The organism is Lacrimispora amygdalina, assembly GCF_003432035.1.
Taxonomy (GTDB): Bacteria; Bacillota; Clostridia; order Lachnospirales; family Lachnospiraceae; genus Lacrimispora; species Lacrimispora amygdalina.
In genome coordinates this window covers 15353-37370 of record NZ_QOHO01000086.1, presented here as the reverse complement: position 1 = coordinate 37370, position 22018 = coordinate 15353, and the positions used below count along the sequence as shown (strand labels likewise).

The window sequence follows — 22018 nt, the reverse complement described above, 5'->3', positions numbered from 1 at the left end:
TCTATGAGTAAAAAACGAAAGCGAGAACTACATGAAAAGATCAAGCTAAATCAAGAACATCACCAAGGTAATTCAGATAAAATCACTGGAGATGATTTTAAAAGGATCAAACATTCAGATGACTACAAGGCAAAAATCATTAGGGATAGTGAGAGGTTTCAAGATAAGGTACTTGAAAAGACAAGTAAAAGGGATGCTACTATTCAAGAAACGCCCTTAGAGAAAAGAAAGTCTTCTCAAAGTCCAAAGGTCAAGGAAGCCATTGAAGTCAAAGACGTAGATGGGAATACACAAGTTATCCAACCACAAGAAACAAAGGAAAGTTTTGTAGAAGACAGATTATCCAATAAGATAGACATAAAGAAAAAGGATAAGTCAAAGGCTTTACAGGATTTTATGCAAGAAAATTTGTCTGAAGAAATAGTTGATGATGACGGTTTTAATAAAGAAAATATTGTAGACCAGGTCAATGAAGATTATGGGAAATTAACGGAACATGTTCCAATAGCAAATACTCAGATTCAAAGTCATAGGCAAGTTGAAGTTATAGAGCTTATACAAGCTGATGAAACTGTTTCAAAGCCTATTAAGTCGAGCAAGAGAAAGAAAAAGACCTTTGCAAAACCACAAGAAAAAGAATATCTCAAAGCTGAAGAGCCTAGTTTAAGCCAAGAAGAGATAGAAAAGAAAAAGGACTTTCAAAGAAAAGTAGCTGAAAGAATCAGAGAAAATGAAGGCATCATTTTATCCCAAGAAACAGTCTATGATCCACTCTCTCAAGACCTAGATAATGATGGTATTATCGACAGGTATGACAATGACTTTCGTGATAGCGACTACTTCGAGTCTACCTATGACGTAGATGGGTTAGAAAAAGATAAAGCCTTTGAAAAGAAAGCAAAACCTAAACAAAAACAGCTTCTTAAGAGAAAAAATTACTCAGACAAACTCTTTACCAGAAAGAAAGACTCTTTGCCTGAAAATACCGAAGTAGCTTCTACGACAAGTAATGGCAAGGAAACCGTCAAAGACAGACAGAAAAAGAACATGATTAACACCGAGCAAAAGTCCAAGCTAAAAAAAGAGATTGGGAAAGTGTCTGTCTTAGGGGGAGTGGCAAAAGGAAGTGAAACAATAAGAGATTATCTCTCTCAAGGAAGCAATGAAAACCAAGGGGTAGAAGCTGGAGAAAAGGTAGCTGATGCCAGTTCAAAGCTTATCCATGGAGTCAAAAATTACAATGGAAAGAGGAAACACCAAAAGTCTTATGCCTTTTCACAAAATGACTTCAAGGCAAGGCAGAAAAAGTCCAAATTAGAGTTTAAAAGACAAGTAAATGATCTGAAAAAGACGGAAAAATACAAAAAGTCAAGTGCCATGAAGAAGTTGCAAAAGAAAAAGCAAATGAAGTCGGCTATCTACAAGCAAAATGAAACAAGGGTGGTAGACAGACTAAAGCAAGGAATCCTTAATACCATTACATCAGCTAAGCAAGTGATCATTCGTAGAGCCAAAGGAGCTGTTCTAATCATTATTGCTATCCTAATCTTGGGTACTTTTGTCATTAACTTCTCCTCTATGTCAGCCACAGGAATGCTAAATGGGGTCAATAGCGTGCTTACCACCACCTACCTATCCAACGAAAACACTTTATCCGATGTCAATCAACAGTTTTCAAGCATGGAACAGGAACTTCAAGACGAAATCGACAGTGTAGAAGAAAACTACCCTGGCTATGACGAATACATCATCAATATGGGTGGGACGATTGGACACGAAACCCATGAACTCCTCGCCTATATCACTTCAAGGTGTGGACAGATAGAGGATGTTTCACAGGTGGAAAGTATCTTAGAAGACCTATTTGACCAAATGTATGAACTGACCTATGACACAGAAATTGAAATCAGGTATCGGACTGAGTATTACACTTATACTGATGGAGATGGCAATACCCAAACAGGAAGCTATGAAGTTCCCTATGAATATAAGAAACTGATTGTAACCCTTACTAAAAGGGAGATGGACGAAGTCGTTCGGGAAGTCTTTGCTTCTTATCCCGACAACATTCTACATTATGAAGCCCTACTTGCTTCACAGGGGAATATGGGAGACTTCTTTGGTAGCGGAAGTGGAGATTTATCTGAAATCGTCAACAATCCAAACTTTGGCAATCCTGGCATTGCCTTTGATGATGCTACTATCCAACAATTATTTCAAGAAGCAGAGAAACACATAGGAAAAAGATATGTATTTGGAGCGAATGGACCGTCAAACTTTGACTGCTCATCTTTTGTTTGTTGGTCTTTTACAAAGTCTGGAGTTGCAAATATGCCAAGGACAACAGCTTGGGGAATTTACAAGAACTACTGTACACCAATCAGTCCAAGTGTGGCACAGGCAGGAGATATTATCTTCTTCAAGAACACTTACAACAGTGGCACACCAATCTCTCACGTAGGTATTTATGCAGGTAATGGCATGATGCTACATGCTGGAGATCCAATTCAGTATACTTCTATCAATACAAAATATTGGCAAGACCACTTCTATGGCTTTGGTAGACCAAATTAGAAAGGAGACCTTATGGGAAAAGAACTAAATCAAGTAAAAAATAAAATACAAAAACTCTTATTCAAAAAGGCTCTAATCGATGAGGAATTAGAGCCTTTATTTATGCAAGAAAAAGAATTGGAAGACCAAGAAATCATCGTGATTTGTAGGAAAAACAATATAACCATCGAAGATTTGATGAACAAGGTCAATAAAGATAAAGAGAATAAAAAAGTAAAAATAGAAAAGGAGAAAGCTAGTGAAAACTATGAAAATGAAAAATAAGGAAAAGAAAATCATACTACTCGTCATATTATCCCTTGTGTTAGTTTCAATAGTTGGAGCAATTCTAATCGACAAACAAATTGCCTTTGCACAAGGAGAGGTGGATACAACGACAGGGGGAAATATTGAAATCACAACGGAGAAAGTACATGTTAAAATTCAGTATGTATTTGAAGATGGGAATATCTACAAGGTATACACCAAAGAATTTGACAAGGGCTATATGGTGCAAGAAGCAGACCTTGAAGTCCTCTCTGAAGATATGAGATTTTTAGATGACTTTACAGGCTATGAGGTTTTAGGCACAGATGACCTTATCATCAGAAAAGTAGAGCTTATTAAGAAAGAAGAAACTCCAGTAGAGTCTGAAATTCAAAAGTTTCAAGTCAAAATCATCTATATGTTTGAAAATGGAAGTTTCTTCAAAGAGTATGTCAAAGAATTTGAAAAGGGATATATTTTAGGAGCAAAGGACTTTGAACTACTTCCAAGGGATATGGAATTTGTCGATGACTTTGTCTTCTATCAAGTCCAAGGAAAAGATGACTTTGTCATTCGTGTAGTAGATTATGTGTCAGAGAAAACTCCTCAAAATCAGCAATCAACAAACAATACAAATACACAAGCCGATCAAAGGGAAATGAAAAGGCTTGAAGATGAAGCAAGAAAGCTAGAAAGAGAATTATTTGAACTAAACTACGAGCTAAAAGACAAAGACAAGCTGACTAAGAGTCAAGAAGACCTCATTAAGAAGCTTGAAAAAGAACTAGAAGCTTTAAAGAAAGAGCTGACTGATAATTTCACTCAAAAGAACCTAGACTTAATTGAACAAGATCAAGCCAAAGATGAAATGAAAAAGCTAAATGAAAAGATTACCAGTCTTGAAAGTCAGCTTAAAAACTTGAGCAGCACACAAGCAAAAACATCAACACAAACTGTAATTCCTCAATATGTGCAGCAAACACCAATGACGTCTGTAGCAAAACCAAGCACAAGTGCACCAGTCATCAAAAATCCAAATGAAGGGACAGTTATAGAGCAAAAAGAAGAGCCTATAACAAGATATCCAAATAAGTTATCGCCTAAGAATCCAAATGGAGACGAGACCAATAACTCAAACAATCAAGCGACTAATACCAATAAAGGGGTAGCAACACCACCATCACAGGCTAGAGGGTCTGTTACAGAAAATGTAGACAATGGAAACGGAGCATATCCAATTCACCATACTGGAGATGGCACTCAAAGAGATATTTATTCAGCAGATGCAAGGCAGTTCATTACATTTCAGACGAAAAATGGTAAGACCTTTCATTTAATCATCAACCACGATGAGGATAGTGAGAATGTCATGCTTTTAACGGAAGTATCTGAAGACGATCTTCTAAATATGGTTGAAAAGAAAGAAACACCGAAACAGGAGATTACAAAAGAAGAGCCTGTAAAGGAAGAAGTAAAGCCTGAGAAAAAAGAAGAAAAGAGTGATTTAGGCACATATATCCTTTTGGCTCTTGTAGTAGCAGGTGCTTTAGGTGGCGGATATTATTTCAAGGTTGTAAAGAAGAAAGAGAAAGAGGAACTTGAAAATCTTGAAGAAGATGACGATTTTTTCTCGGAAGCCGAGGAGTACGAGGAAAGTGAAGCTTCTGAAGATGAAGAATAAAATGCACCAAAAATAATATAATATTTGGTGCAAAATGCAGAGCGAGAGAGTAAAATCTTTCGCTCTTTTTTATTGAAACAGGAGGGAAAATATATATGGAACATAAACTTGTGATAGCGGAAAAACCGAGCGTAGCTATATCTATCGCCAAGGTTATCGGAGCGAAAAATAAAAAAGACGGATATTATGAGGGAAACGGCTATAAAGTATCATGGTGCGTTGGACATTTAATTCAGATGGCAAATCCGGATGCTTATGATGAAAAATATGCAAAATGGAATATGGCTGATTTACCGATTGTTCCAAAGGAATATAAGTATGATGTGGCAAAGGCAACTAAGAAGCAATTTGCTATCCTTAAAAAGTTGATGAACGATAAAGAGATGGATATGGTTATCAATGCTTGCGATGCAGGTCGTGAAGGAGAAAGCATATTTAGACTTGTATATAACGAAGCTAAATGCAAAAAGAAAATGCAGCGTCTTTGGATTTCATCTATGGAAGATAGTGCAATTAAAGAGGGCTTCGATAACCTAAAAGATGGAAAGGACTATGATAATCTCTTTGAATCGGCACAGGCAAGAGCCATTGCAGACTGGCTTGTCGGAATGAACATCAGTAGGCTCTATTCTTTCCTATATAAGCAAAATTATTCAGTTGGCAGAGTGCAGACACCGACTCTTGCTATGATTGTAAAAAGAGATGATGAGATAGCTAATTTCAAGAAAAAGAAATACTATACAGTGGAGCTATCTATGGATGGTTTTACACTATCAACAGATATAATTGATGATGAAATCGCAGCAGAGCAGCTCTTAAATTTAGTGGGCGATAAGATTGAAATAACTGATGTCATTCAAAAAGAAAAGATTACTAAACCTGATTTACCTCTTGACCTTACAACACTTCAAAGGGAATGCAATAAATATTTTGGATATAGTGCCAAGCAGACACTTGACTATGCTCAAAACCTGTATGAAAAGAAACTGATTACTTATCCAAGAACAGACAGCAGGTGTTTAACAGAAGATATGATTACAAGTACCGTCAATAACATTTTGGGCAAAAATTACTTTGACATAGAGCGTATCAAGACGGTGTTTAATTCAAAAAAGGTTACAGATCATCATGCGATTATCCCGACAGTAAGTTCGCTGAGTGAAGATTTATCGAGTATTCCTGAGAGTGAAGCAAAGGTATATAGGCTGATTTCTAATAAGCTTCACGCAAGTGTAGGCTATCCACTAATCGAGAATACAACGAAGATTATAGCTGAATTTGACGGCTTTGAATTTACGAGTACCGGAAAGGTTATTAAAGACGATGGCTTTACAAAATACCTTAGAGAATATAAGGCGAAAAAAGATGAAGATATGGAGCTTCCTGATGTAAGCATTGGCGATGTCTTAAGCGTTGAAAATAAAGAGATTAAAGAAAAATTTACCCAACCTCCGAAACACTTTACTGAAGATACGCTATTAAAGTCTATGGAGATTGCAGGAAATGATGCCTTAGAAAAAGGCGTAGAAGTGGAAAGAAAAGGACTTGGCACTCCGGCAACAAGGGCAGGAATTATTGAAAATCTGATTTTTAAGGGATTTGTCGAAAGAGATAAGAAAAATCTTGTTGCAACGCATAAAGGAATTAGCCTTATAACCATTGTTGAGGATGCCTTTAAGTCCGCAAAGACAACGGCAGAATGGGAAATGAAGCTATCGGATATTGCACAGGGAAAGGCAAGTAAGGACGAGTTTCTAAAAGAAATTGAAGCTGAGATTAAAAAGACAATAGAAAAATACAGAAAGTAAGTTTTAAGGGAATGAGAGATTATCTTGTTCCCTTATTTTATTGGAGGTGATTACGATAGAAGAGATAAATGTGTTGGAGCTTTTCGGTGGCATCGGTGCTATAAGAAAGGCATTCATAAGGCAAAAAATCCCACATAGGATAATTGATTATGTGGAAGTTGATAAGAACTGTGTAAAAAGTTATAACGCACTTTATGGAGCAGATTTTAAGCCGCAGGATATAGTGAAGTATTATCCACCGGATGAAAGAATAGACTTTGTAATGCACGGAAGTCCTTGTCAAGATTTCAGCCGTAGCGGACTTAAAAAAGGCGGAGAAAAAGGAAGTGGAACAAGGAGCAGCCTGTTATTTGAAACGATACGGATAATTGAAGAAATGAAAGAAAAGCCCAAGGTTGTCCTTTGGGAAAATGTAAAGGGAGTTCTCGATAAGAATATGAGAACTTCCTTTTTTCATTACCTAAAAGAAATGGAAAGGCTCGGATATGAGAGCAAATACAAGATATTAAATGCGATGGATTTCGGTATTTCGCAAAACAGAAAGCGTATCTTTGTTGTGAGCCTACTCGGACAAAATGATTTTGATTTTGAAGCTCTTAAAAAAGTGGAAACAAGAAGCATTGCTGATTTCCTTGAAAAAGGTGTTTCAGACCTTTATGAAGTAAGACAGGAGTCGATGCTCAGATACTTATCGGGTAATCCTAAAAATAAGAACTTCAAAGGTCGCTTAAAAGTCATAGAAAAGTACGCCTATACTATTTCCACAAAGCAAGTAAGAGTGCCAAATTCGGGACTTATAGATATAGGAAACGGCAAGTACAGGTATCTTACGGAAAGGGAATGCCTAAGACTTATGGGTTTTGATGATGAGGATTTCGATAAGATAAGAGCCATTTATCCGAAAAGACTGGGTAAAACATCATCTATTCTTTATAAGCAAGCAGGCAACAGCATTGTGGTAAATGTGCTTGAAGCGATTTTGAATGAAATATACAGGAGGTAAGAATGAGAACGAACGATTTTTACAATATTATGGAGCTTGTAAAAAGAGATATTTTAGATAGCGAAAGCGAATATCTGAAGCTCTTAAAGGTTGTCGGAAACAATCAGAAATACGACTTTTTAAGTCAATTAAGTATCTATGATAAAAATCCGAATGCCACAGCCTGCACAAGCTTTGATTTATGGCGAGAACGATTTAATCGTACTGTTATGAGAGGGCAAAAGGGCATACCAATCCTAAATAACAGTAACGCATTTCAAAAGGTCGGATACATCTTCGATGTCAGCCAGACAACTTCAATGGACAGAAATGTCAACGAGGTTAAGCTATGGTCTTTTGATAAAGAAAATGACGGTGAAGCTTTAAAAGACATGATTACTTTGCAGGGATATGAGGCAAGCGATAGTTTAACTGAAAATCTTTATACTTTGAGCCGAATATATGCTGATGAGAGTATTTACGAGCTTGCAAACAATTTAAGAATTGCAGATGAAGACAGAAACTCATTTGCAAACTTTATGAGAAATTCGGTAGCTTATGCCGTTTCAAACAGATTTCATATTGATTATCCGTTTCCGATGGATAATTTAAGAGAAAATTTTAAGTCTATCGACAACATATCTTTAATGAGTGTCGGTACTTGTATTTCAAATGCTTGCAGCCACATCATTGAGGAGACAAGAAGAAGAACAAGAAATTTTTCTAAAAATCGAGACCTGACAAAGAACCTTAGTGCCGATTATAATGAAATTAAATTAAATGATTTAGGAGGAAATGATAATGTTATTCGATCAGATGACGAAAGAAATGATGAGCAAAGAAACCGAATTTTCGGGAGTGGAGAATACGGACGAGATAGTAGCAATAATCAAGGAGAAGACCCTAAGCAGCCTGGAAGAAGAGAAGATCTTTATGGAGGAATTTCCGAATCCGACTTACGCAGTGATGAGACTGGAGTATCTTTCAGAGAGCAAGGACGAAGCGAACTATCAGATGCTAATCGACCTTTACAAAGAGAAGAAGCTGGTATCTCACTTAATGGAAATTCAGAAAAGAGCAATCAACTTTATGAGGAACGAGAAGCCGAAACTCTTGAAAGCCCAGAATATAGTAAGCGAGGAAGATCCAAAGTATCAGGCGATGATTTCAGCCTTGAAAGAAATAACAATCAAAGAAGTAGTCGAAGCGTAGAAGAAAACGGCATAGGAAAAATGCAAGAGGGAGCTGAAAATGCTTCCTTTTTCTATTCCAAAGACAATCCCGATGTGCTGATGACTGATGAAATGCTTGAAAGAGTGCCGAAACTTTATGAGCAGGAAAGTATCTCCCTTGCCGATAAGGAAGTACACGCTGCATATATCATTCCATTTAGAAGTAATTGGACCTGGTATATGACGGAATACGATAGAGAAAGTGGCGATGCCTTTGGACTTGTACTTGGGATTGAACCTGAATGGGGATATTTCAATCTTGAGGAGCTAAAGGAGTTAAATGCACAAAGACTTATCTTAGAAGATTTCCCGAAAACATTTAGGGAACTTAAAGACACAGAGCTTAAAAAGCAGATGAGCGAAGAAGAGCTTCAGATGGTCTTTAACGGCGAGCTTAGTTTTGAAGAAGATATAATTCATAAAGCATCAGAAAATGAATTACCGGATGAGTATGTAGAAGAATTAAGCCCTAATTTTGCTGAAGAAGCAATCTCAATTATGGAAGAATATGAGGTTTCAAGAGAAGAAGCTGTAAGCAGACTTGCAACAAGTAAGCTTGAAGAAGCTCTTAAAGGCACTAATATTTCCATCAGCGATTTTAATGATGAGCAGTTAGATGAGATTTTAAGTGCCATTAAAGAATATGATTTTTATGGTAATGAAATCACTGAAATTGCCGAGCCCAATCTTCCTGTTTGGAAAATGGAGCAGTTAAAATGGCTGATTGATGACTGGAACAAAGGTAAAGACGGTGTTACAGCAGAGAAGATACAATATCTCAAAAACCTTGACATTGATATTGCGAAATTCAATGTGCTTAAAGGCTACCTTGTAAATGATGAGGTGAGTATAGAACAGATTGAAAGCTTCAAGGAAAATATAGACTTTGTAACGATGAGCGAATTTGTGGACAGCCTTAAAGAAATAGCTTCAGATAACGAATTTGAGAAAGTGGCAATTAAAGTCGGAAATGAATTTATTCTTGCAAGTAAAAAAGACGGCTTTGCTATTAGTCTTGAAGATACAGGAAGAAAAGTTGCTATTGAGGGAAAAGAATACTCTCTTAATCGTGGAAGCAGTTTCGAGGAAAGTCAAAAAGTAGATAAGCTAATAGATAGTGGCAAATATGAAGCTTTTAAGATAAATGATTATGCGATAGAAAGTGATATTGCATTAGAAAATCAAGAAGCCGTTCAAGGAAATATTTTTGAATATCTAAGCGAAGAAAAGGAAGAAGCTGCTACAGAGTCTAAATTGGATTTATCTCCTGGAAGAACAGTCTATATGAAGAACGAAGCCTATATCATTCACGAGGTAAGCAAGAACGAAATTATCGACAAAAATGATTTGTGGCTTGATCCTGTAAGGAAAGGCAACCGTCAAATGCCAATCGTAAGCTTTGTGAATGAAAAAGAGCTTTTGGGAAAGATAAGTTTTGAAAGACCGAAACTTATTGTTGGAGATGAAGTCCATTACAAAGATAAAGACTTTACCATAACAAGATTTGACGATATAGGCGGTGGATTAAAGACCATTACCATAAAGGATAATGCGGAATATTTAGGTGGTATGATGACCGGCTCAGAGGTTATCCCATATAGGCTTGAAAGTGATTTGGAAAGACTATTCGGACTTGAGGATAAACCAAAAGAGAAAGCTTCCAATTTCAAAATTACAGAGGAGATTTTACCTGAAAAGCTCACACCAAGTGAAAGGTTAAACAATAACCTGGAAGCCATCTCAATGCTAAAAAGAGTTGAAAAGGGAGAGAGAGAGCTTGACAATACAGCACAGGAAGTATTAGCAAAATATGTCGGCTGGGGCGGACTTTCTGAAGTATTCGATGAAGAAAAGGGCGGTCAGTGGGAGACCGCAAGAAAATTCCTAAAAGAAAATCTATCACCTTTAGAATACGAAGCAGCTAAGGAGTCAACCTTAACTGCCTTTTTTACGCCTAAAACAGTTATTGACGGCGTATATAAGACACTTTCAGATATGGGCTTTAACAGCGGCAACATCTTAGAGCCGAGTATGGGAGTTGGAAACTTTATCGGAAATCTTCCGGATGAAATGAGTAAGTCAAAGTTTTACGGAATTGAGCTTGACTCTGTCAGCGGTCGTATCGGAAAGCTTCTTTATCCCAATAGCGATATACAGGTAAAGGGATTTGAAGAAACAAGCTTTTCCAACAATTTCTTTGATGTAGCAATCGGGAATGTACCTTTCGGAGAATTTAAGGTTAATGACAGAGAGTATAACCGAAATAACTTCTTAATCCATGACTATTTCTTTGCAAAATCCATCGACAAGGTTAGAAATGGCGGTATTATCGCCTTTATCACATCAAGCGGAACAATGGATAAGAAAGATGAAAGCATCAGAAAATATATAAATGCAAGGGCTGAGTTTTTAGGAGCAATCAGGCTTCCAAACGACACTTTTAAGGGAGTAGCAGGAACAGAAGTAACAAGCGATATTATCTTCTTAAAGAAAAGAGACAGCGTTCTTGAGCGTGATGAGCCCTGGGTACATTTAGCTGAAGATGAAAATGGGCTAACCTACAATAAATACTTTGTAGAGCATCCTGAAATGGTGCTTGGCACAATGCGTGAAGTATCGGGACGATTTGGAAATACTATTTCCTGTCTTCCAAAAGAAAATACCGATTTAAGAGAGAGCCTTGAAAAGGCAAGTAAGGAAATCTCTAAATATAGTAAGTATGAGGAGATAGAGCTTCTTGATGATGAGATAACTTCCATTCCGGCAACGGACGATGTCAAAAACTTTTCCTATACCGTTATTGATAACGATGTGTATTACAGGGAAAACTCGCTCTTTATAAAAAAAGAGGTGTCGGATAAGAACAAAGAAAAGATTAAGGACTATCTCAAGCTGAATGAAGCCTTAAAAGATGTTATCAAAAGCCAAAAGGACGATTTTACAGATGAAGAGATAAAGGCTTCTCAGGAGAAATTAAATGAGGTCTATGACAGCTTTTCTAAAAAGCACGGCTTTGTAAATAACCTTTCAAACACAAGAGCTTTAAGAGAAGACAGTAATTTTCCTCTTGTATCATCCATTGAGATACTTGATGAGGAAGATAACTTTAAGGCAAAGGGAGATATTTTCTCCAAGCGTACTATCACAAAGGCAAGAGTAATTGACCATGTGGATACCTCACTTGAAGCCTTGGTGCTTTCCATTTCCCAAAAGGGATATGTGGACTTTGAATATATGCAAGGTCTAACGGATAAGGACAGAAGCACTATCATTTCGGAACTTAGAGGAGAAATTTTCCTAAATATTCGAGAGGAGAATACAAGGTTTAATCAGAAACTTTCATTTGACCTTGAAGACGGCGATTTGCCGTTTAGCTGTAGTGATGAGAATAATTCCTTTAAGTATGCCTATGTAACAAAAGATGAGTATCTAAGCGGAAATATCAGAGAAAAGATAGGTATTGTGGATAGCTATATTGCAAGGTTAAGCCAGGCACAAAGAATGCTTCCGGATGAAAATACGGATGAAAAGGAATTGCTTGCAAATGAATTAAACCGCCTTGAATTTCAAAAGGCAGAGCTTCAAAAGGTTATGCCGAAAGAACTTGAAGCAAGCGAGATAAATGTAAGACTCGGTGCTACCTGGATACCTACAAAGGATATTGAACGATTTGTCTTTGAAACCTTAAAGACACCGGGCTGGGCAAGATGGGATATAAAGGTTAAGTTTTCTCATCTTACAAGTGAATGGAATGTTGAGGGGAAAAGTAAAGATAGGGGCAACGACCTTGCTGAAATGACTTATGGTACAGGAAGAGTGAGTGCCTACAAGCTGATTGAAGATGCTCTAAACTTAAAGGAAACAAAGGTATTTGACCAGATAATAAATCCTGACGGCTCTAAAACATCGGTCTTAAATAAAAAAGAAACGATGCTTGCAGGACAAAAACAGGAGCTTCTGAAAGAAGAGTTTAAGAACTGGATATTTAACGATCAGGAGCGAAGGAACAGACTTGTAAAGGTATATAACGAGAAATTCAATTCAATCCGAAACCGTGAGTATGACGGCAGTAATTTAACCTTTGAGGGGATGGGCGAGGGAATTGACCTATATGAACATCAAAGAAACGCTATTGCAAGAATTCTTTATGGCGGAAATTCACTTCTTGCTCATGTGGTAGGTGCCGGCAAGACTTTTGAAATGGTAGCAAGCTCTATGGAAGCAAAAAGGCTTGGAATGTGTACGAAGTCTTTATTTGTTGTTCCCAATCACTTGACTGGACAAATCGGAAGAGAGTTTATGCAGCTTTATCCGTCCGCCAATATTATGGTGGCTGATAAGAAAGATTTTGAGCCAAAAAACAGAAAAAGATTTATCGGAAAGATTGCAACAGGCGAGTATGATGCGGTAATAATCGGGCATAGTCAGTTTGAAAAAATCCCGATGAGTAAAGAATATCAACAAAAACATATTCAGGATCAGATTGATGAAATCATTAACTATGTTGAAGAATACAAGCACGACAGAAATCAGAATTTCACAGTTAAAGAGCTACAAAAGACAAGAAAGAAGTTAGAGGCAAGGCTTGAAAAACTAAATGATGATTTCAAGAAAGATGATGTCATTACCTTTGAAGAGCTTGGCGTTGATAAGCTGATAGTGGACGAAGCCCATAATTACAAGAACCTTTATCTTTATACGAAGATGAGAAATGTAGCTGGCATTGGACAATCCGAAGCCTTTAAGTCATCCGATATGTTTATGAAGTGCCGTTATATGGACGAGATGACAAACGGGAAAGGTATCGTCTTTGCCACAGGAACGCCTGTCAGCAACTCGATGACGGAGCTTTACACTATGCAAAGATACTTGCAGTATGAAGACCTTAAGAAAAATGGATTGGAGCATTTCGACTCATGGGCTTCTACCTTTGGAGAAACACAGTCAGCATTTGAGCTTTCTCCTGAAGGAACCGGATATAGAGTAAAGACAAGATTTTCTAAGTTCTATAATCTTCCGGAGCTTATGAGTATGTTTAAGGAAGTGGCAGATATTCAAACCGCGGATATGTTAAATCTTCCTACACCTGAAGCCCACTATGAAGTTGTTAAGACAATGCCGAGTGATGAGCAAAAAGAGATATTAAAAGGTTTGTCTGAAAGAGCGGATAAGGTCAGAAATAGGGAAGTAGAGCCTGAAGAAGATAATATGCTGAAGATTACCAATGACGGTAAGAAACTTGCCTTAGATCAGCGTTTAATCAATCCTTTGCTTCCTGATAATCCTGATAGCAAGGTCAATGTCTGCGTGAAAAATGTCTTTGCCATTTGGGATAAGACAAAAGAGAATAAATCTACACAGCTTCTTTTCTCGGATATGTCTACACCAAAGGGAGACGGAGAGTTTAATATCTATGATGATATAAGGGATAAGCTTGTGGCAATGGGAATACCAAAAGAAGAAATCGCCTTTATCCATGAAGCTAATTCCGATAAGCAAAAGGATGAGCTTTTTGCAAAGGTAAGAAAAGGAGAAATCCGTATCTTAATGGGTTCGACTCAAAAGATGGGAGCAGGTACTAATGTGCAAAATAAGCTGATTGCAATGCACGATTTGGATGTGCCGTGGAGACCGGCAGACCTTGAGCAGCGTGCGGGTAGAATTGTCCGTCAGGGAAATGAAAATAAAGAAGTTAATATCTATCGTTACATTACCGAGAACACCTTTGATGCTTACCTTTGGCAGACCATAGAGAATAAGCAAAAATTCATTTCTCAGATTATGACTTCAAAGACTCCTGTCAGAGTGGCGGAAGATGTGGATGAAAGTTCCCTTAACTATGCGGAGATTAAAGCCCTTGCAACAGGTGATCCGAAAATCAAAGAAAAAATGGACTTGGATAATGAGGTTACGAAGCTTAAAATGCTTGAAGCCAATTACAAGTCAAATCGCTATCGCTTGGAAGATAAGGTTGCAAAAACCTATCCTCATGAAATCGCAAAGCTTGAGAAACTTATTGAAGCTGTTAAAAAGGATATATCAAGCATAGAACCGCAAGGAGATGGAGAAAACAAGTTTACTTCTATAATCATTAACGGAGTGAAGATAACGGATAAAAAAGAAGCAGGCGAAAAGCTGCTTGAAACCATAAAGACAGTAAAAGTAAATGAGAGCAAGGTCATCGGTAAGTACCGAAATATGGATTTGGAAGTGAGCTACAACTTTTTTACCAATGAGCATAATTTCAGCTTAAATGGTGCTTCTAAAACAGTAGGAGAGCTTGGAACAAGTGCAGACGGTAACATTACAAGACTTGATAATGCCCTTGAGAAAATGCCTGAAAAATTAAAGAGACTTGAAGAAAAACTCATTAGTACCAAAGAGCAGCTTGAAAATGCAAAAGAGGAATTAAAAAAGCCTTTTGAAAAGGCGGATGAACTGAAAACTAAGGTATTAAGACTGGCGGAATTAAATAAGCTCCTTGATATGGGAGAGGTGGAAGAAAAAGAAAATCCAAATCCATTAGTGGAAGATGTGAAAAGAGCTATTATTGACTTCTGCAACAGAGAGTATGAAGAAAATCATAGATATGATGAATTTAATACGCTATACCCTGATTTAAAGCATATAGGCATTGCCTATACGAATACACCTGATGAAAAGCATGAGATACAGTTTGAACTTAATCTTGAGGATTTTACGGCTACGCAGCTTGTAAACGGCAAAGAGATAAGTCATTACGATTATGTAAAAGAAAACGGCAGCGAAGAAAAGGCTCTTGATTGCATGAAGTTTGAAATGGAAAACGGCGAATTTAGTGCATTTGTTTCTGTTGATGAGGAAGAATTAAAGCAAGTGTTAGGACTTGAAATTGATGATGAGGGCAATTTCTATGATCCGCTTGCAAAGGATTTGGATAATGATGGAGTGCCTGACAGGTATGATAATGACTTTAGGGATAGCGACTACTTTGAGACTACCTACGATGTGGAAGATAATCTCCACGCAAAGGAGGAAAAGCCATCTATCTTAGGGCAGATTAAGTCATTTCAGTCAGAGCAGAAAGAAAAAGAAGTAAAAGATACAAAATCAAAAGAACACGATGAACGATAAGGGGTTTGATTTAAGTTCCTTATTCGCTTTTAACAACAAATATGGAGGTATGAATAATGAATTACAAGGAAATGAGAAATACCATCGAGCAGATGGCAAACGAGAACTACGAAGACTTTACAAAGGCTCTAATCAGTTTTGAAAAGGGTGTGAATGACAAGGAAGCACTGGATATATTGTATGACAACTACACAAACAACGACTCATTAACACTGCTTAACGAAGAATTTGACTATATGATTGATGAACTTCGTGAAAGCGGTCAGATTAAGGAAAATTCGAGCCTTGAGAAAGAGGATAACGATCTGGTAAATATTGTCGGAAATGTGGTAGGCGAAGTCGAGGTAGTAGAACGAGAAAACAAGAACGGAGAAGCTTTTAAGGTAGTTAATTTCTCCGTTGTGTCAAAGGACGATGATGGTAATAAGTATTATACGAATTGCTCTGCTTATGGAGAAAAGGGCGATATTCCAAAGGACTTTAAGCAGGGAGATTTTGTAAAGATTTTCGGTCAGGAGCGAAAATCTATTGATGATAATGGTAAAGAGCATACGAATGTGAGGATACTTGCTTCTAAGCTCTTGAAAGCCAAAGAGCAGATGAAAAGCCAGGAAGAAAAGAAAGAGTCTGTCCTTGGAGCAATTAAGAAGTTTAAGGCGGAAGAAAAAGCAAAGCCTATTGAGAAAAAAGAAGCTTCCAAAGAAGCAGAAAGATAAGAATTTGTCGGTCAGTCTTCGGACTGCACCGGCTTTTTTTTTTGTTAGGACACATTTTTTAAAATATAAATGCAAAAATGTATTAAAAAGGCATTGATACTAATGCAAAAAAGTATTACTATATAGAAAAACAAAGATAATACAAATTTGCATTACAAAAAAGGAGATAAAAAAATGGAAAAGAAGATTAGAAGTATTTACGAAATTGAATTTAGTGAAATAGTTAGCTGGGATGAAGAAAATGACTTCCCTGGTGATATGAATCCGATTATATCAGTTGACGGAGAAGACCCTTCATTTATAACTGCAAGTATTACAGAGGCATATCGCTTTTATAGGGAACATAAAGATGACCTTGCAGATGATGAATACTGCGAACTTACCGCAAGAGAAATAGAGATTAGTGATAAAGAATGGACTGAATTGATAAATAAAGGGAAACTTGATTATTCCGATTATTCTAAGTATGAAACAAGGGCTAATTTTAGAGGATTAGCGTGGAACTTTTCTTATAAGGGTAAAACAGATAGTGATGACTCTACCTTAGAAGAATTGCTTATTGTTCAGTCGGAGAATTTTAATATGCGAGTTATCTGTGAAAGAGCAGGTATAAGTTATTCTACATATCGCGGATTTAAAAACAATAAACAGCCATTTTCAAGACAGAAGATATATGAGCTGTTAAGGACAATGAAAGCCATTGGTAGTGAATGCTGGGATGAAGATTTAGAGGACGCATACAAAATCAATAAATCAATAGTGGAGAAATATCACTTGGATTAGAGCGGTACGAAAAGCTCTTTTTATGGAATAGAAATATTGCGGAGAATATGTTACAATATTATGGATAAAAAATCCACATATATGGAGCGAGGAAAAATAAAAATGAAATTCAATTACAATGGACTTTGGAAGACTCTAATAGATAAGAATATGAAGAAAAAAGACCTTATTGATAAAACGGGGGTATCGCCTACTACAATTTCAAAAATGGTTAGGGGAGATGCCGTATCGCTTACGATTATAGGGAAAATTTGTGAAGAACTTGGAACAGATATTGGGGATTTAATCTGTATTGAAAAAAATAGCTTGGAGGATAAATAAATGAATAAAAATATTTTTGAAATAGTCGAGGAAGTATTAAATACAAATTCAAAATATATTTCTGATGATGGTAAATTGCTCAAGGCGATTGTTTATAGCGATGTAATGACTATGAACAAAGAATTATTGTCTTTACTTTTATCTGATGAAAAAATCAAAGAAAGATTTTTTGAGAATGTAAACGGCACACTTGTTTTTGACAAGCAGAAATTTGCCTGGTTTATTGAGTCTAAGGAATTCTTACCGGACTCATATACGAAATATACAAATAAAATCGGATTAACTAATGGCGGAGACTTCATCTCAAAGTCTAATGATGTGGTATTAGACTTTCCATATAAAGATTGTGTCCTTGAAGGTGGTCAGGACAAGGAAGATCAGAAGCGTAAAGAGATTTTCTACAATGAGACTATAGCAAGTGATGAAATTAGTAAAATGCTTGCTCCGAAAGTGTTTACGAACGCAAAGAGATATACGAAAGATGGAGTCGAAGAAAATATTACTTTTAATGAGAATGACAACTTGATTATCAAAGGGAATAACTTGATTGCACTTTCGAGCTTACTAAAACGATACGAAGGCAAAGTTAAGTGCATTTACATTGATCCACCATATAATACAGGATCAGATAGTTTTGGCTATAATGATTCATTCTCCTATTCTACATGGCTAGCGTTTATGAAAAATAGGCTTGAATTAGCTCAAAGATTATTATCAAAAGATGGTTTAATCTTTATTTCTATAGATTCTTCAAGACAAAATGCCAATGGTATTGTAGGAACATCAGCTTTGCCATATCTAAATATTCTAATGGATGAATTGTTTGGAAGAGAAAATTTTATTGGTCATTTGCACTGGAAAAAGAAAAAGCAGCCTTCATTTCTATCTAGGATAGCTGGAGTTATGGAATCTGTTTTAGTATATGCAAAAGAACAAAAAAATGTAGGTAAATTACAGATGGGAGCGCAAAGTGATGCTACTAAGCGTATTGATAATGCTTCAAATAAAGCAGTATCAATGAAGATTAAAGCAGGCATAAGATATATGGGAGATAAAAATTCAGTAATAAAGAAAGGTATTTACCAAAATAAAACAATGTCAACTGAATTTTTACAAGATGTTTATATTAAAAATGGTAGAGTAACAAATGATTTTGAAGCAATTGCTAAATATAGAAATTCACAAGAAGAAATTACTAAATTTTGTGATTTAGATTTACTTTATATTACTGCAAACAATTCCTTTAGAAGATATAAAACGGAAGAAGAGGAAAAATCAGGCAAGACTATAACTGATTTATTACTTGATTGGGGGCAAAATCAAGATGCGACAGAAGAGTTAAGAAAATTATTCAACATAACAAATGATGATAAAGCTTTTGACAACCCTAAGCCAGAACTACTTATATCAAATATTATCAATGTTTCATCGGGGGTAGGAGACTTAATTATGGACTTCCATTTAGGTTCTGGAACAACCTGTGCAGTTGCTCATAAAATGGGTCGTAGATATATAGGTGTTGAGCAAATGGACTATATCGAGGATATTACTGTTGAAAGAATGAAAAAAGTGATAGATGGAGAACAAGGAGGTATATCAAAATCTGTCGATTGGCAAGGCGGAGGATCATTTGTTTATTGCGAGCTTCTTGAAAACGCAAGTACACTCATTAAAAAGATTCAGGAAGCTTCAGAAGAAATAATCTCTGAAATAAAGAATGAAATATATGCTGATGAGCGTATTGTTCCATATATCACAAGGGAAGAGCTTAAGAAAGCTGATGAAGAATTTAATTCACTTGAACTTCAAGAAAAGAAAAAAGCTCTTATCAGCTTAGTCGATAAGAATAAACTCTATGTAAATTACTCGGATATGGACGATGAAAGTTATGATATAAGTGAGTCGGACAAGGCGTTCACAAAATCTTTCTATGCGGAGGTCTAATATGGCGGGACAGTTTTTATACGAAAAATTAGATGTCGCAAAAGAAGTTGGTATGAATGTCGACTTTCCTGAAATTATAAAAAGCGGACTATCAAAGAGAATTTCTCTAAGAGAATATCAAATTGATGCTTTTACAAACTTTGCTTTATATTTTGATAATGACGGATTAAGAAAAAACAAGCAAGTCCATACTCTTTTTCATATGGCTACAGGTAGTGGTAAAACTGTCATTATGGCAGGTCTGATATTGTACTTGTATACAAAGGGATATAGGAAGTTTTCATTCTTCGTAAATCAGACAAATGTTCTTGAAAAGACGATTGATAATTTTATCAATCCACTTTCAAATAAGTATCTATTCAATGATGTTGTAGAGTACTTAGGAAAAAAGGTCAAGATAAAAAGGGTAGAAAACTTTAGCGGTAATATTTTGGATGATGATATCGAAATATTGTTTACTACTACGCAAAAACTTCATATGGACTTATGTGAAGCGAAAGAAAATTCACTGACTTATGATGACTTTGAGAATAATAAAGTAGTTTTTATTTCTGATGAGAGCCATCATATCAATTCACTAACTAAGAAACCTACTAAAGACGAAGAAGAAGCTGCCAAAAGCTGGGAATACTCTGTTACAAATGCTTTATCACGAAATAGAGATAGCATTATGCTTGAATTCACGGCTACTTGTGATTTAAAAGATGCAAACGTGTTACAGAAATATAAGGATAAAATCATCTTTAACTATCCGCTTATTTCTTTTAGGGAAAGCGGATATACAAAAGACTTCCAGAACTTCGCAACAGATACTGATTTATGGGTAAGAACACTTATGGCTCTCGTAATGAGTGAGTACAGGAGGTTTTTGTTTGCGGACTTAAAACTCAATATTAAGCCTGTGGTTATGCTTAAATCACAAAAAATAGATGAGTCAAAAAGTTTCTATGATGAATTTTTTAAAAAAGTAAAGGAGTTGACAAGTTACGAAATTCAGAACTTAGAATTAGTTGGAATTGAAAAATTGACGGAAGCGATAAATTATTTTAAAGATAAGGATGATACTTTGGAACTTTTGGAGCAGTCAATTAAGACCGCATTTACTGAAAATACTTCGATAATAATGAATGGCTCTTCGGATAATAACAAGGAAAATCAGTTGTTAGTCAATTCTCTGGAAGATCTTGATAATCCGATTAGACTTATCTTTGCGGTAGATATGTTAAACGAAGGATGGGATGTACTCAACCTCTTTGATATAGTCCGTCTGTATGATACAAGACAAAGTAAATCAGGTGGAAAGATAGGAAGCTATACAATTAAAGAAGCGCAGCTTATTGGAAGAGGTGCGAGATATTGCCCATTCGTTGTAGATGATGAGGAACTTAAATTTAAAAGAAAATTTGATGGCGATATATCGAATCCTAATCGTATTTTGGAAACAATGTATTTTCACAGTAAAAACGACTCCAGATATATATCAGAATTGAAGAATGCCCTTATAGAAACAGGATTGCAGGCACCTGATCCAATCATTTTGGAATACAGACTTAAAGATGAGTTTAAGGATAGTGATTTTTATAAGAAGAGCTATGTATTTTCTAATAAGAGATTGTTGAAGGGACGAGATGAAGTACATTCTCTTGAACCGAGTATGAGAACAAAAACATATTACTACACAGCTCTTTCTGGCAAAGGTAATATTGTAAATCTTATAGGCGATGATACTGCAAACTCAAGTACCATTAAGACAAATCTGAAGAGTATTAAATTCAAGGATATAGATTATAATATTTTGCTTGGGGCTATAGAATGCTTTGAGGAGCTTCGTTTTGACATACTTAAAGAAAAATATCCATCTCTAAAATCAATGAGGGAGTTTTTAACTTCAGATGAGTTTCTTGGAAACTCTAATGTGGAAATAACATATTTTCAAGATGAGGTTAATGGAAAGATTTTATTTTCAGCTGTGAAGCACGCCTTAGTAAAAGTTGCATCGCATGTTATGGCTATCAAGCCTGAATATGTAGGGTCTAAAGAATTTGAACCTAAGCAGCTTAAAGTGATTTTGAAAGACAAGAAAATCAGCTTAGGGTCAATTGAAGGAAACGGTGGAAAAGGAAATTCTCAAAACAACTGTTCAAATGAAGAATACAGATTAGACTTAACGAATGAGAGTTGGTATGTATTTAATGACAACTACGGAACGAGCGAAGAAAAGCTTTTTGTAAAGTATTTCAAAACCAATATAGAGCCAAAGCTGAAGGAAAAGAATTTAGAATACTATGTTGTTAGGAATGAAAGAATTCCTGAATTGGCTATATATTCTTTTGAAGCCGGAGAGCGATTTGAACCTGACTTTTTGCTATTTGTAAGGAAGAAAAGAAACGAAGGCAGTCTCACCTACCAAGGATATGTTGAGCCTAAAGGAAATCAACTTTTGGAACAGGATGCCTGGAAAGAAGCATTCTCAATGCAGATTGAAAAAGAGCATTCAGTTAAAGGATTATTTGCAGATGATTATAAAATAATCGGATTCCCGTTCTTTAATAATGATAATAGAATGGAGGAATTTGAAAAAGCGATTGATAAGTGGATTGTAAAATTATAAAGAAATA

11 protein-coding genes are annotated in these 22018 nt (G+C 36.1%); all 11 read left to right on the top strand.

Translation table 11 applies throughout. The annotated features are described in order from the left end of the window. Positions 1 to 3 precede the first annotated feature (3 nt). The gene (locus DS742_RS23620) at positions 4 to 2574 is read left to right on the top strand and encodes a C40 family peptidase (protein ID WP_117419412.1); all 2571 of its coding nucleotides are present in this window, start codon (positions 4 to 6) and stop codon (positions 2572 to 2574) included. 12 nt (positions 2575 to 2586) lie between these two features. Beyond that, positions 2587 to 2838, top strand: a complete 252-nt coding sequence (locus DS742_RS23615) for a conjugal transfer protein (RefSeq protein WP_117419411.1) — start codon at positions 2587 to 2589, stop codon at positions 2836 to 2838. Next, positions 2822 to 4501 carry a CD1107 family mobile element protein gene (locus tag DS742_RS23610; RefSeq protein ID WP_242996720.1) on the top strand — a complete coding sequence of 560 codons (1680 nt, stop codon included), beginning with the start codon at positions 2822 to 2824 and terminating at the stop codon, positions 4499 to 4501. Before DS742_RS23615 ends, DS742_RS23610 begins: the two co-directional genes overlap by 17 nt. 95 nt (positions 4502 to 4596) lie before the next feature. Continuing rightward, positions 4597 to 6309 carry a DNA topoisomerase 3 gene (locus DS742_RS23605; RefSeq protein WP_117419410.1) on the top strand — a complete coding sequence of 571 codons (1713 nt, stop codon included), beginning with the start codon at positions 4597 to 4599 and terminating at the stop codon, positions 6307 to 6309. 70 nt (positions 6310 to 6379) lie between these two features. Then, complete coding sequence (locus DS742_RS23600; protein ID WP_437126208.1) at positions 6380 to 7312, top strand: DNA cytosine methyltransferase; 933 nt, start codon at positions 6380 to 6382, stop codon at positions 7310 to 7312. Between the two features lie 2 nt (positions 7313 to 7314). Then, positions 7315 to 15636 (top strand): helicase-like domain-containing protein, encoded by an 8322-nt coding sequence (locus DS742_RS23595; protein WP_117419408.1) that lies wholly within the window; start codon positions 7315 to 7317, stop codon positions 15634 to 15636. Between the two features lie 56 nt (positions 15637 to 15692). Next, positions 15693 to 16352: a DNA-binding protein gene (locus tag DS742_RS23590; protein ID WP_117419407.1), complete on the top strand. Its 660-nt coding sequence runs from the start codon at positions 15693 to 15695 to the stop codon at positions 16350 to 16352. Positions 16353 to 16526: 174 nt separating this feature from the next. Next, positions 16527 to 17135 (top strand): hypothetical protein, encoded by a 609-nt coding sequence (locus DS742_RS23585; protein WP_117419406.1) that lies wholly within the window; start codon positions 16527 to 16529, stop codon positions 17133 to 17135. Between the two features lie 102 nt (positions 17136 to 17237). Continuing rightward, the gene (locus DS742_RS23580; RefSeq protein WP_037607075.1) at positions 17238 to 17456 is read left to right on the top strand and encodes a helix-turn-helix domain-containing protein; all 219 of its coding nucleotides are present in this window, start codon (positions 17238 to 17240) and stop codon (positions 17454 to 17456) included. After that, positions 17457 to 19400, top strand: a complete 1944-nt coding sequence (locus DS742_RS23575) for a DNA methyltransferase (RefSeq protein WP_117419405.1) — start codon at positions 17457 to 17459, stop codon at positions 19398 to 19400. It begins immediately after the preceding gene. A 1-nt stretch (position 19401) separates the two neighbouring features. Beyond that, complete coding sequence (locus DS742_RS23570; RefSeq protein WP_117419404.1) at positions 19402 to 22011, top strand: DEAD/DEAH box helicase family protein; 2610 nt, start codon at positions 19402 to 19404, stop codon at positions 22009 to 22011. Positions 22012 to 22018 lie beyond the last annotated feature (7 nt).

Coding starts and splice junctions, on each gene's coding strand:
- DS742_RS23615 (WP_117419411.1), top strand. CDS start 2,587: ATGGGAAAAGAACTAAATCAAGTAAAAAATAAAATACAAAAACTCTTA.
- DS742_RS23595 (WP_117419408.1), top strand. CDS start 7,315: ATGAGAACGAACGATTTTTACAATATTATGGAGCTTGTAAAAAGAGAT.
- DS742_RS23580 (WP_037607075.1), top strand. CDS start 17,238: ATGAAATTCAATTACAATGGACTTTGGAAGACTCTAATAGATAAGAAT.
- DS742_RS23605 (WP_117419410.1), top strand. CDS start 4,597: ATGGAACATAAACTTGTGATAGCGGAAAAACCGAGCGTAGCTATATCT.
- DS742_RS23610 (WP_242996720.1), top strand. CDS start 2,822: ATGAAAATGAAAAATAAGGAAAAGAAAATCATACTACTCGTCATATTA.
- DS742_RS23620 (WP_117419412.1), top strand. CDS start 4: ATGAGTAAAAAACGAAAGCGAGAACTACATGAAAAGATCAAGCTAAAT.
- DS742_RS23590 (WP_117419407.1), top strand. CDS start 15,693: ATGAATTACAAGGAAATGAGAAATACCATCGAGCAGATGGCAAACGAG.
- DS742_RS23575 (WP_117419405.1), top strand. CDS start 17,457: ATGAATAAAAATATTTTTGAAATAGTCGAGGAAGTATTAAATACAAAT.
- DS742_RS23570 (WP_117419404.1), top strand. CDS start 19,402: ATGGCGGGACAGTTTTTATACGAAAAATTAGATGTCGCAAAAGAAGTT.
- DS742_RS23585 (WP_117419406.1), top strand. CDS start 16,527: ATGGAAAAGAAGATTAGAAGTATTTACGAAATTGAATTTAGTGAAATA.